Here is a 12,346-nt window from a genome sequence, read left to right on the forward strand (position 1 = left end):
TTGTGCAAGTAGGTTAAATATAAGTAACGTTATTTTGTTTCTGACGTAAATTGATCGCCGTCATTTAATTGGTTGCCATGGCAAACTTGTTCGGCAGTCATTGGCTTACCACCCGCAAACTGTAAATGGGTAATAGCTAAAGTGGTGGCTGATGATTCAGTGTCACTCTCTTTACCACAAGCGACTAAGATCGCTTTTCGTCCGACACTGATGACCGTCCCAGCAGGTTTATTCGTTTGCTGCGATGTATTTACAGATAAGCTAGCCAGTACTTTAACGCGCTGCCCTGCTAGGAAAGTATAAGCACCTGGCCATGGTGTTAGCCCACGAATTTGGCGTTCAATAGCGGCAGCAGGCTGCGACCAATCAACTTCGCCTTCGGTTTTGACCAGCTTTTCAGCATAGTTGGCTTGACTATCATCTTGAGCGATAGCTTGCGCTTGATAAGTGGGCAAATCCTTTAGCACCGTACTAATGGCTGTCGCACCAAGTGCAGCCATCTTATCATGTAGGCTAGCAGCGGTATCATCAGAGGCAATACTTTCGCTAACTTTATAAAGCATGTCACCTGTATCAAGACCTTTGTCCATCTGCATAATAGTAATTCCTGTCTCATCATCTCCGGCCAAGAGTGCTCGATGGATAGGTGCAGCACCGCGCCAGCGTGGTAATAGTGAAGCGTGAATGTTCAAGCAACCATGAGTAGGCGTCTCTAGTACACCGATAGGTAGGATCAATCCATAAGCGGCGACAATCATCACATCTGGTTGGTAGGTGCGCAGAGTTTGCCTAGCAGCTAGCCCTTCTGCACTAGACTTTTTAAAAGTGACTGGCTGCTCTACAGCGATATCATGTGTCAATGCAACTTCTTTTACCGCAGAGGCTGACAACTTTTGACCACGACCTGCTTTACGATCAGGCTGCGTGTAAACAGCGACTATCTCTATATTCAGCACTTCTTGCTGCTTAATTAATGACTCAAGGCTAATAGCAGCAAATTCAGGCGTACCCGCAAATACTACCCTTAATCGGTTAGTAGTTGGGTTATCATGGTCAGTAAGCGAGTTAGATGTATCAAAGGTAGGAGCAGTTGTAGTCATAATCATGCATTATATAAGGTTTATTTGTTCATTATAGGTGAGTTTACGGCGCAGTGCCATGATTGTAATGACATCACTTCATGATAATCAATGACATTATTTGCCTTTATAATATCAAGGACATCGAACGTTCTATTTATATCTTTTACAAAACAATTTGGTGTTAATAACCACTCTCTGTAAACAGTAAGCCGTTATTCTGCTATAAATAGAAGGTAACACTAAAAATTTTAGGCAATTCAACTGCTGTATAATTCACCTACTATATGTAGAAACCTAATTTTAATTTCACTATATTTTTTCGTGTCGAGATAGGGCCACGCTTTCATGCAACAGTTTCAGTCCTTACAGCGCTTATTGATTTTTTATACCTTGTCTCTCACGGTTATGTTACTGCTGTACTATGTCACAATGTTTGATGGGATGAAAAAACATAGTGAGCAACATAGCATAGATACTTTTTATTCCCTACAGCACAGTATTATTGAGCATGCAGCACCTGTAGATAGTGAAATAAAAAAAATCTTAGAACAACCTACTTTTGACCAACTGAGTTATCAGCTGATTTTGATGATGCCTTCTGGGCAGACCTATATTCATCATAATACTCGTCCTAATGAATCTGCTTTTTCTACCGTTGCTTTCCCTACCATCGGTACATCAGCTTCTAGCAGCAGCGACCATAGCTCTTATACTGTCAATAGTAATGAACTAACAGGGATTATTAATCTAAAAAGCGGACACCAGATTTATATCGTATTACGTCATGAGCCTTTTGTTGTTGACTGGATATCTTACCGTTATTGGCTCCCTTTGATGGTCGCCATCGTACTATTTTTCATGGCATTGCTCTATATGCTTAATCGTCGAACCAACTGGGAGCAATTACTGGTTTATACCGATAATTTGAGTAGTCGCGCAAAAGAATCTTATACGCCGCCGCCGTTTTTACAAAAGAAATCTACTACCGAGTTCATGCTGTTAGGTCATGCCCTAAGTCGCGTCAGCTACCAACTACATAATGACTATCGGCGTATCAAAACACTGTCTCATCGTTTAGAACGCTTGGTTGATCAAGCACCTTTACCGATGTTGATGAGTATACGACATGGTCAAATTAGTTTCTATAATCAGCGCTTTGAGCAAGTATTTACTCCTCCTACACAAAGAGAGCAAAGCTATGAGCTAACTGATTTCGTTGAAGGGAAAGATGAGGCCACTCAAATACTGTTAAAAACTATTTCAAGTTTGCGCGTTACTCGCACACTGATAGTTTATGGCTTGGAAAATAAACAAGCCTACCAACTACACGTAACACCATGGTTCGGTGAACATGGGCAAGTTCATGGTTTTACTGTGATTTTCAATAATGTCGATGAGATTTTCCATCAATCTGAGCAATTACAGCTGCACAACAAACAACTGCAATTACAAATTGATGAATCAAACGAAGCCCAGGCATTTATAGGTCGTAAGTTAAGGATACCACTAGAGAAGATAATTGATTCGTTGGAACCCATCGACCCTTCAACATTGACAGCTCAAGGCAAAAAAACTCTAAATACATTGATTACAACCAGTCAAAGCATGTTGACTGTGCTCAATGAGACGCTAGCAACAGAGGAAGTTGAAGTCAGAAAAACACGTCTAAGTATAGAAACGGTTGATATTTATAAGGTAAGCAAAGAGGTTAGCAATTTAGTCACACAAGAAATAAGACAACAAGGGTTAGAATTGATCTATTTCTTTGCGCCGGACTGTCCTCGTTACATCGAAACTGATTACATTCGACTGCACCATATCCTATTAAACTTGTTGAAAAATGCTATTAGTTTTACAACATCAGGTTATGTCGCGCTCACTGTTGATCGTGTATCTGAAGATAAAGTAACGCGAATAAGTAATCAGCATTCAACTCCTAACAATGACACGACAATGCCTGCGCAGACATCTTATTGGATTCGCTGTAGCGTAAAAGACACTGGAGCAACTATTACTCCTGAGAGAAAAAATCAATTAGTCAATATCTTGAATCAAAGCAATCATAACTTAGTTGAAGACAGTAATATTGGCTTGAGTGATGCCAATAGCTTTGCTCAGTTACTCGGCGGTTTCATCGAACTAAGTAATACGGTGGATAAAGAGACGATATTTAGCCTCTACCTTCCTTATCCTCATGCCACTTATCAATCGGTATATCATCGTTGTTCGCAGCTGCCCCATATTCACCTTATCGCTATCATCAATCAACCTCTAGTTGCTGAACATTTACAACGTTTGTGCGAGTACTTAACGATATCCGTGACTATCTACAGCACTTTAGATAGAGCGACTGTACAGCAGCTAAAAAAACAATTAAAACAAGATGAGCAAACCATCATTCCTGTCTTGTTATTAGATTATGAGTATAGCCAATCCATCACCTCACCAGTTCATGCGAGCAACAAGCATAGCGAGCAACAAGAAGCGTTAAACGACCTAGTCGCTACGCCTTCACTACCAAAGATATTACTTAGCATGAAACTTGAAAGGCATATCCCTTCTACTTTACTAGGCCAATATGATGGATTTTTGACCAAACCCTTGGACGCAAGTTTATTACTGTCTGAGCTACTACGCTTAACCTTGTTTGCAAGGAAAACGCTAAACATACTGGTCAAACATCAATACGACAGCAGTCTATCTTTTGTAGAAGATATACCTAAGAAAGAAATCTTGTCGCCACTGATTTTGGTCGTAGAAGACAGTCCTACTAACCAAAAGATAGCCTGTAAGATGTTAAGTAAACTTGGTTATCGTAGCATCGTCGCAGAAGATGGACAGCAAGCACTTGAGAAGCTCAAAAGCCGACGTGAAGAGATCTCTCTGATTTTGATGGACTGCAGAATGCCCGTTATGGATGGCCTACAAGCCACACAAGTGATTCGCTCGCAAGGTGATAAAATACCGATTGTGGCGCTAACTGCGAATAATACAGAAGAGGATCGCGAGGCTTGTATGCAAGTTGGTATGGACGAGTTTTTATCCAAACCCATTAGCAAAAAAGACTTAGAATCCGTTTTGCAGAGTTTTATACAATAAATCTCTAGTGCAAATAAAAAATACCCTATCGATATCACTTAGTCAAAGTAATATCGATAGGGTCAAAAACTTGGTACGAGGATAATATTTCGGTAAGCTTAATTGTTATTTCATAAACCCATTATCGGCCAAAAATGCTTCTGTGATTTGACTTTGCGGGTTTGACGCATTCATACCGCCAGATTGAGATTTATTTAATAGACGCTCTAGATAACGGGCAACGATATCTACTTCAATATTCACTTTGTTACCTACTAACCAATGCTTAGCGATATTTGTCACTTGAGCAGTATGCGGAATGATATTTAGAGAAACAATATTGTCACGCACTAAATTGGTCGTCAGACTAATACCATCTACTGTAATAGAGCCTTTGGTCGCTGTATAGTGCGCCAGATCCTGGGGTATCTCAATCTCAATATAGATAGAACGAGCATCTTGTTGTAATTTACTAACTACCCCTACTCCATCTACATGACCAGCGACAATATGACCACCAAAACGAGTCGTTGGTAGCATGGCCTTTTCTAGATTGACCGTATGTCCGGCTTTTAACCCTTCTAATGCTGTTCTAGCAATCGTTTCACGTGAGACATCGACAGAGTAGTAGTTACTTCCGAGCTCTACCACGGTTAAACAGATACCATTCGATGCAATAGAATCGCCTAGCTTCACGTCACTGAAATCCAAGTCATCAGACTCTACTGTCAAACGTATGTCACCGCCTGTAGCCTGCATAGATTTAACTTTTCCAACGCTTTCTATAATTCCAGTAAACATATTATCCTCATCTCATTATAGTATTGCCGTTATAGGCGAATATTTTAGTTTATCAAATCAACTATCAATTCTTCATCACAATTTGTTCAAATAGCTGACAGTGAAACATCAATAGATTTGACCTTTAATAGGATAGGTTGTGGATAAGTAGGGATAAATCAATAGAGGTATAGTTAGAAACCACTATAAATACATAGTTATCCACAACAAATGTAAATTTCTCATGGTACGTATCCATCTAGAAAATAAATTCTAAGTTATTGATTTAAAATAATATTTATAAATACATCCTAGAGACACATATCTTTCTTGTTTCATGTGAAACAAAGTTATACACAGTTCCATGTGAAACACGTAAATCAATTACTGTTTCATCCACATTCCAAGCTTATTCTTATGATTTGTGGACAACCTACTTATACGAAGAATATTTATAAAGGTAATAAGGTTAATTTAAGATCTGGACCAAGCTGTTGATGACTTTCTATATCAAACCGTAACTGCTGAGCAAGGGACATAGGATTGAAATCAACCATTGGACGAGCTTGCTCACCAAGTAAACAAGGTGCTTGATATACGATTAGCTCATCTACCAACTGTTGACTCAAAAAACTACCTGCAACGCTAGCACCTGCCTCCACTAACACGTCATAGCATTGATGCTCACTGACTAACTTAGCCAACAACGCCGGCAAATCATCTTCATGCCAATAAATAGTATCTGGATGCTGACACAGCTGATAATCAGACTGTAGGCTGTGCTTTAAACGCTGACGCCTATCAAGTATGACTATTTTAGGGTTAGGTATTTTTTCAGGTGGTACGTCCAATTGTTCTGAGCGCACATTGAGCTGCGGGTTATCAGTTATTACGGTTTCACTACCTGTGATAATCGCACCACTTTGTGCTCGTAGTTTTTGTACATCTTCGCGGGCAGCTGTCGAGGTAATCCACTTTGATTCACCAGATGCCATCGCTGTACGGCCATCTAAACTGGTCGCTATTTTCAATCGTACATAAGGCATTTGAGTACGCATGGCTTTTAGAAAACCACGGTTTAGTACTTCTGCCTGCTCTGTCAGGACACCGACCGTTACCTCAATACCAGCTTGCTCTAATAGTTTCACACCGCGACCTGCAACCTGCGGATTTGGATCTAGACCTGCAACTACAACGCGCTTTACCTTAGCAACAACCAGTGCCAGCGCACATGGTGGTGTACGTCCCGTATGACTACATGGCTCTAATGTAACGTAAGCAGTTGCCCCTGCTGCCTGTGTACCGGCCTCTTTAAGTGCAAACACTTCTGCATGTGGTTCGCCAGCTTTAGGGTGAAACCCTTGACCAACAATCCGCTCTGCCTGAACAATAACGCAGCCTACTGCAGGATTCGGTCTAGTAGTATACAAACCGCGCTTCGCTTGTTCGATAGCAAGCATCATAAAGTAGCGGTCTTGTGCATCTTGAGCATGGCTTTGATTAGACATAAGGCTAGGCTTAATAAATAGTTGAAGACTCTATATAAGAAAATAAGCGTTGAAAGCTGATTGATAATTCTGATTAGTAATTGGGAAACACTTATCAACTAGGGATTACTCAAAAGCTTGCTTCGCTTACTTCTCATTTGGACGAATATTGGCAATTTCTTGATGAAATGCATCGATATCTTGAAAGTCGCGATACACACTAGCAAAGCGTACATAGGCGACATCATCCAAAGTTTTGAGTTCACTCATGATGATTTCACCCAAGACTTTACTACTGATTTCTCGCTCACCCATCTGCCTAACACGTTTTTCAATACGACTAATCATCGCCTCTTGTTCATCGATAGTGATAGGACGCTTTTGTAAAGGTAGTAAAATAGAACGGCGCAGCTTTTCATTGTCGTAAGGTTCGATCTTGTTGCTTGATTTGATGATTCTTGGCATGACCACTTCTACCATCTCAAAAGTCGTAAAACGTTCTTGGCAGCTGTTACACGAACGGCGTCGACGCACTTGTGCCCCTTCCGCAGCAAGACGTGAGTCAATAACCTTGGTCTCTGACGCATTACAGTACGGACAGTGCATAGCATTTCCTTATTTTACGATTGAGAATAAAAGCAGTGTTTTTATAATGGTTCATGTTATTGGATAATAACAAAAACCACTTAACAGTTATTTACCAATACAAAAGCTGCCGAATATCTTACCCAATAAGTCATCAGCGCTGAACTCACCCGTAATTTCACCCAAGCTCTGCTGTGCTTGACGTAAGCTATCAGCAACCAACTCACCCGCTTCGAATACCGTTAATTGCTCATGGGCTTCTGCCAAGAAATTAGCAGTTCGTCTAAGTGCATCGAGATGTCTGGTACGAGCGATTAAGCTATTCTCTGGTGGATGAAAGCCTACTTTCTCACATAATGCTTCAACCAAGTTATCGATACCAATGCCTGTTTCACATGAAACATTAACCTGCTGATAACCTCTGTTTTTGATTTCAGTTTGGGTCTTAGCAGCACTTTCTTCTCTATTATTATCGCTCAATAAGTCGCTTTTATTAGCAATGATAAGTAAGCGTTTAGCTTCTGGCAGTTCACCAAACAACTGTTCAGCAAGCTGCAACGGTGTGCTTTCTTCTTCAACATCGCGAGTCACATCATAGACCATCAGTAGCATATCAGCTTGCGTGATGGCTGTACGGGCACGTTCGATTCCGATACGTTCCACAGTGTCTTCTGTCTCACGTAGGCCTGCTGTGTCAGTCAGATGTAGCGTCAAACCATTGAGCACGACTGTCTCTTGCAGCGTATCACGCGTAGTACCGGCGACATCAGTCACGATAGCACGCTCTTGCCCTGCAAGGCGGTTGAGCAAGCTAGATTTACCTGCGTTTGGCCTACCTGCTAGCACGACATGGATACCGTCGCGCAAAAGCTGACCTTGCTTTGCCGTTGATAAAACTTGTTGTATCTTATCTTGCGTCTGCTCAAGCTTACTTTGTATGACGCCATCAGACAAAAAATCAACGTCTTCTTCGTCGGGGAAATCAATAGCAGCTTCGACATGTAAACGAAGGTGAATGAGTTGTTCTAATAACTGGTTAATTTTTTGTGAAAACTCACCACTTAAAGAACGAATCGCACTACTGGCGGCGGCAGCACTGGTGGCATCAATCGCATCAGCGATCGCTTCTGCCTGCACCAAGTCCAATTTATCATTATCAAAGGCACGATAAGAGAACTCTCCTGCACTTGCTTGCTTGGCACCTAGCTCAAATACGCGCGCGAGCAACTGGTTTTGTAAAATAACACCACCATGCCCTTGCAGCTCAATAACGTCCTCACCTGTGAATGAATGCGGACCTTTGAAAAACAAGACCAATCCCTCATCAATGACAGTGCCATCAGCTTGATAAAAACGACAAAAGCTAGCCATTCGCGGCGTAAAAGCAGACTTACCTGTTAGGGCACATGCCATATCGTAAGCACGGCTGCCTGATAGACGTATGACACCCACACCTCCTCGCCCAAGCGGCGTTGCAATCGCAGCAATTGTGGCCAATCCAGATGTATTAGACTTTTCAGAAGAATTAGGTACGGCTAATGCTGTCTCTAAGGAATCCACAATGACTCTCAATGTTTAAAAGCTCCATTATAGACGTCTGGACTCATACTGACAAAGCAAACTTTGAAAGGTAGCCGCATCAGACATATATTCGTTTTGATATTTATAAGCTGTGGATAATGTTGATAAGCTGTGGATAACATTTACCACTTATCCACCACCTATAAAAAAACCACCGCTTGCGCGATGGTTTTTGGTGTTTCTGACAAAGAACTGATTAATCGACCACTTTTACCGTACGACGCTTTTGCTCTTCATCGACTTTTTTATTGACGATATATTGCTGAGTCATACTAAACAAGTTGTTGACTGTCCAATATAAAACCAAACCTGCTGGGAAGAACAGCATGAATGCAGTAAAGATAATCGGCAAGAACTTCATGACTTTTGCTTGCATCGGATCTGCTGGCTGCGGGTTCAACTGCTGCTGTACAAACATCGACGCACCCATTAACAACGGCAAGATAAACCACGGATCCATCGCTGACAGATCTTGAATCCACAAAATCCATGGTGCGTGACGCAACTCAACACTCTCTACTAATACCCAGTACAAAGCTAAGAAAATCGGCATCTGCATCAAGATTGGCAAGCAACCTGCCATCGGATTGACTTTTTCTTCTTTGTATATCGCCATCATCTCTTGCGACATTTTCATCCGATCATCGCCATGCTCTTCTTTAAGCACTTTGAGTCTTGGCGCAATGGCACGCATTTTAGCCATCGAGTAGTAGCTCTTATTAGAGAACCACATCAAGGCAATTTTTACTAAGATAGTCAGTAAAATAATTGACCAACCCCAGTTACCAACAACCTTATGCACACCTTCCAAGATAGCAAATAAGACCTTTGATATTGGCCACAGCAGACCATAATCAACTGTTTTGTTAAGGCCTACCGCAACGTCTTTTAGCTCAGACTGAACTTTTGGACCTGCATACAGTATTGCATTTAAAGTAACTTGTTTGTTTGGTGCTACATTCACTGGTTGGCTATTAAAGCCGATAAAATAATCACTACCTGTTTCACGAGTAAAGAATTTACCAGTGAAATTTTCAGGCGTCCAAGCAGATACAAAGTAATGCTGTACGATACCAACCCAGCCTTTATCGCTAGTGGTCGTCAACTCACCATCACTAAAGTCACCAAATTTCAGCTTATTATAAGGATCATCTGGGGTACCCCAAGCACCGCCTAGATAAGTCGCCATGCTCAGCGCGCCTTTATCAGACATACCAGGATCTTTACTATCATCACGCTTTAACTGTGCAAACATCTGACCTTGCCAAGCATTGGTAGACGCGTTTTGAATCTGATAGCTAATATCGATTGGATATTTATTTTCAGTGAAAGTGAAAGTCTTGGTAATCGTCACACCGTCTTTCTTATAAGTAAGCGGCACTGACAACGTTTGCTGTCCATCTTCCATCACATAATTGTTAGCAGTATGGTTATAAGTCGCTCTACCTTCTGCTGTATCAATACCGTTCTGACCAATAAGTCCAGATTGAGCCACATACACACGGTTACTGTTGTTTTCTAACAATACGAAAGGCTTATCGCTATCGAGCGTTGCGTCATACTGCTTGAGTGCAGCATAAACAATATCACCACCTTCTGGATTGATTTTTATATCATAGCGATCAGTTGTTACCGTGATTAGACCAGCGTTTTTCGCAGGAGTCGCTGTCACAGCACTATTATCCACAGGTAATGTCTGTACCGGGATATCACCTGCTGCACCAGTAGTAGAAGGAATGTCAGCACCTACCGAACTTGTAGTTTCTGGCACCGCATCTACAGCTGGAGCATCGGCATAATCATCTCGCCATGCCAAAATCAGCAGATAAGCGGTAATTAGCATCGCAATGATGATCATCACCCGAAATATCTTTTGCATAAACCTTTCCTAGATTAAAAAATTAGGGAATGAAAAATTAGGGCATGTGTCATGACTGTCCTACACAGCTGTCCTGTCACATTGCAACTGCATCAGTAGTCATTTACATAAAATGTGCATCATTTTACTAAAAATCTGTCTCAAATGATACCAAGAGTGTGGATAACTTGTGGGTAACTTAACAGAGTATCTATCTGAGACTAAAGAGGACGACTTCATGTTGATTTTATCAAATGATTAAGCTGTGAAACATAGCTAGTATTGTCTCGATAAACACCCAAACTCTGGGGGTTATTATTTGATACATCAGTAAAAGATATGTATTGATAGCTATAGGAAGCTAAGGGTAAGGGTACAAAGTCTATACCGTGTCCACCTAAAGGGTGACACCTGCTAAGACGTTTTAATAATAACCAACCACCTTTACGAGTACCATGCCATGTTAAAGCTTGTTTGCCATAATTTGAGCATGTCGGATAATAGCGACAACGAGCAGGTATTATAGGACTAATTATTTTTTGATAAAAAATAATTAAATTAAAAAATAATTTATAAATAAATTTACTTATAAGTATTTCTTTAAATAAAAAATTCATTTTATTTTCTTTCTATTTTTTTAAAAATATTAATTATTTGATTTTTTAATTCTTTATTATCTATATCTTTAATAGGTTTTTTGACAATAAAAACAATGTCATTATTTTCCATTTTGAAAGCTTTGGTACGGAACTCTTCACGCACATATCTTTTGATTAGATTACGAGCGACAGCAGTAGGTACTTTACGCTTGGTAATAGCCATACCGACTCGTGGCTGTGCATGCTCGTTAGTACGTACAAAAGCCATTAAATGACTCTGATGAATCTTGCGCTCAGGTGCGTCAAATACCTCACGGAAGGCTGCAGGGGTAAGCAAGCGTTGCTGTTTAGTGAAACTAGCTGCAGGTGTATCTGATAGAGTATTGGACATAGTACAACCTAGTAGAATAACGATAGAAGAAATAATAACAAATTATAGAGACAAAAAAAGCGCCTATGTGGGCGCTTTTAATATATGGCTAAGTGTCAGTTGTGATGATTGACTATCGCAATCTATAAGCAATAAGAACACAACAAGCACTGTTAGCCATGCTTATCGCAATCTACTGATTATACAGTAAGGCGATGACGTCCTTTAGCGCGGCGACGAGCTAAGACCTGACGGCCTTTTTTAGTTGCCATACGAGCACGGAAACCGTGAGTACGTTTACGCTTGATCACGCTTGGTTGGAATGTACGTTTCATAACTCACCTATCAAAATAATGGACTAAATTCGTAATAACGGAGGATTATACCATTCAGTATAGTTTTGGTCAATAAACTAATTTGCTTTGTCCCTAAATAGGAAATACCTCATACAAATCTAGTAAAGATATTTCCTTAAAACCTATTTCTAGTTAACCAAATTTTATAGTTATATATTCTATATATTTACAAAGTTATCCACAGGTTGGTTCAAACACTATAATAATAATTAATTAATATAGATATAGTATTGTTATTATTGGGACCATAATTATCTGTGGTTAAGTCTATTTTCCTTTTTATTATCAATTTACTAGGCTATGGGTAAACTTGTGGATAAACTGTGGGTTAAATATGGATAACTAGCTTGTGAAAGTTATGCATAAAACTGTCCACAGTCTTATCCACAAAAAACAAGGTTTTATCCACAGGGTATCTGTGTTAAATTAGGCGCTACTTGATATACACCTTCGTATAGGATATCAGTACGAACTTTTTGGTTAGTTGTTACGTGTAATATCGAGGCTTAGGTAGCAATTTATATTGCTAAAAAATAACTATTATTTCAGATTACAAGGTCAGTATTTTTC

The 12,346-nt window shown here is 40.3% G+C and carries 10 protein-coding genes; 1 reads left to right on the forward strand and 9 read right to left on the reverse strand.

The genetic code is table 11. The annotated features are described in order from the left end of the window. Positions 1-29: 29 nt before the first annotated feature. Positions 30-1,100: a methionyl-tRNA formyltransferase gene (gene fmt / locus AK824_RS13165; protein WP_057762232.1), complete on the reverse strand. Its 1,071-nt coding sequence runs from the start codon at positions 1,098-1,100 to the stop codon at positions 30-32. Between the two features lie 327 nt (positions 1,101-1,427). Here fmt and AK824_RS13170 point away from each other — a divergent pair, with 327 nt between their 5' ends. Then, on the forward strand, positions 1,428-4,181 hold the full coding sequence (locus AK824_RS13170) for a response regulator (RefSeq protein WP_057762234.1): 2,754 nt from the start codon (positions 1,428-1,430) through the stop codon (positions 4,179-4,181). A gap of 105 nt (positions 4,182-4,286) precedes the next feature. Here the strand turns inward: AK824_RS13170 and AK824_RS13175 are convergent, their stop codons facing one another. The 8 genes from AK824_RS13175 to rpmH all read right to left on the reverse strand — a co-directional run bounded on the left by AK824_RS13175 (position 4,287) and on the right by rpmH (position 11,755). Continuing rightward, positions 4,287-4,961 (reverse strand): riboflavin synthase, encoded by a 675-nt coding sequence (locus AK824_RS13175; protein WP_057762236.1) that lies wholly within the window; start codon positions 4,959-4,961, stop codon positions 4,287-4,289. Positions 4,962-5,392: 431 nt separating this feature from the next. Beyond that, positions 5,393-6,448: a bifunctional diaminohydroxyphosphoribosylaminopyrimidine deaminase/5-amino-6-(5-phosphoribosylamino)uracil reductase RibD gene (ribD, locus tag AK824_RS13180; RefSeq protein ID WP_057762239.1), complete on the reverse strand. Its 1,056-nt coding sequence runs from the start codon at positions 6,446-6,448 to the stop codon at positions 5,393-5,395. 126 nt (positions 6,449-6,574) lie between these two features. Beyond that, complete coding sequence (gene nrdR / locus AK824_RS13185) at positions 6,575-7,033, reverse strand: transcriptional regulator NrdR (RefSeq protein WP_057762240.1); 459 nt, start codon at positions 7,031-7,033, stop codon at positions 6,575-6,577. Between the two features lie 87 nt (positions 7,034-7,120). Then, on the reverse strand, positions 7,121-8,509 hold the full coding sequence (gene mnmE / locus AK824_RS13190; RefSeq protein ID WP_156410741.1) for a tRNA uridine-5-carboxymethylaminomethyl(34) synthesis GTPase MnmE: 1,389 nt from the start codon (positions 8,507-8,509) through the stop codon (positions 7,121-7,123). A 280-nt stretch (positions 8,510-8,789) separates the two neighbouring features. After that, entirely contained in the window at positions 8,790-10,472 is a 1,683-nt protein-coding gene (yidC, locus tag AK824_RS13195; protein ID WP_057762242.1) for a membrane protein insertase YidC, read from the reverse strand. Between the two features lie 215 nt (positions 10,473-10,687). Further along, positions 10,688-11,068: a membrane protein insertion efficiency factor YidD gene (gene yidD, locus AK824_RS13475; protein WP_082624661.1), complete on the reverse strand. Its 381-nt coding sequence runs from the start codon at positions 11,066-11,068 to the stop codon at positions 10,688-10,690. 1 nt (position 11,069) lies between these two features. Beyond that, a complete protein-coding gene (gene rnpA / locus AK824_RS13200) occupies positions 11,070-11,441 on the reverse strand; it encodes a ribonuclease P protein component (RefSeq protein WP_057762244.1) in 372 nt (123 codons plus the stop codon). 179 nt (positions 11,442-11,620) lie between these two features. Next, positions 11,621-11,755, reverse strand: a complete 135-nt coding sequence (rpmH, locus tag AK824_RS13205; RefSeq protein ID WP_007394757.1) for a 50S ribosomal protein L34 — start codon at positions 11,753-11,755, stop codon at positions 11,621-11,623. Positions 11,756-12,346: the final 591 nt, after the last annotated feature.

It is taken from the genome of Psychrobacter sp. P11G3 (assembly GCF_001435845.1).
Classification (GTDB): Bacteria; Pseudomonadota; Gammaproteobacteria; order Pseudomonadales; family Moraxellaceae; genus Psychrobacter.

Excerpts from the sequence above, each read along its gene's own strand:
- rpmH (WP_007394757.1), bottom strand. The coding sequence starts at position 11,755 with ATGAAACGTACATTCCAACCAAGCGTGATCAAGCGTAAACGTACTCAC.
- fmt (WP_057762232.1), bottom strand. The coding sequence starts at position 1,100 with ATGACTACAACTGCTCCTACCTTTGATACATCTAACTCGCTTACTGAC.
- rnpA (WP_057762244.1), bottom strand. The coding sequence starts at position 11,441 with ATGTCCAATACTCTATCAGATACACCTGCAGCTAGTTTCACTAAACAG.
- AK824_RS13175 (WP_057762236.1), bottom strand. The coding sequence starts at position 4,961 with ATGTTTACTGGAATTATAGAAAGCGTTGGAAAAGTTAAATCTATGCAG.
- yidD (WP_082624661.1), bottom strand. The coding sequence starts at position 11,068 with ATGAATTTTTTATTTAAAGAAATACTTATAAGTAAATTTATTTATAAA.
- AK824_RS13170 (WP_057762234.1), top strand. The coding sequence starts at position 1,428 with ATGCAACAGTTTCAGTCCTTACAGCGCTTATTGATTTTTTATACCTTG.
- yidC (WP_057762242.1), bottom strand. The coding sequence starts at position 10,472 with ATGCAAAAGATATTTCGGGTGATGATCATCATTGCGATGCTAATTACC.
- nrdR (WP_057762240.1), bottom strand. The coding sequence starts at position 7,033 with ATGCACTGTCCGTACTGTAATGCGTCAGAGACCAAGGTTATTGACTCA.
- ribD (WP_057762239.1), bottom strand. The coding sequence starts at position 6,448 with ATGTCTAATCAAAGCCATGCTCAAGATGCACAAGACCGCTACTTTATG.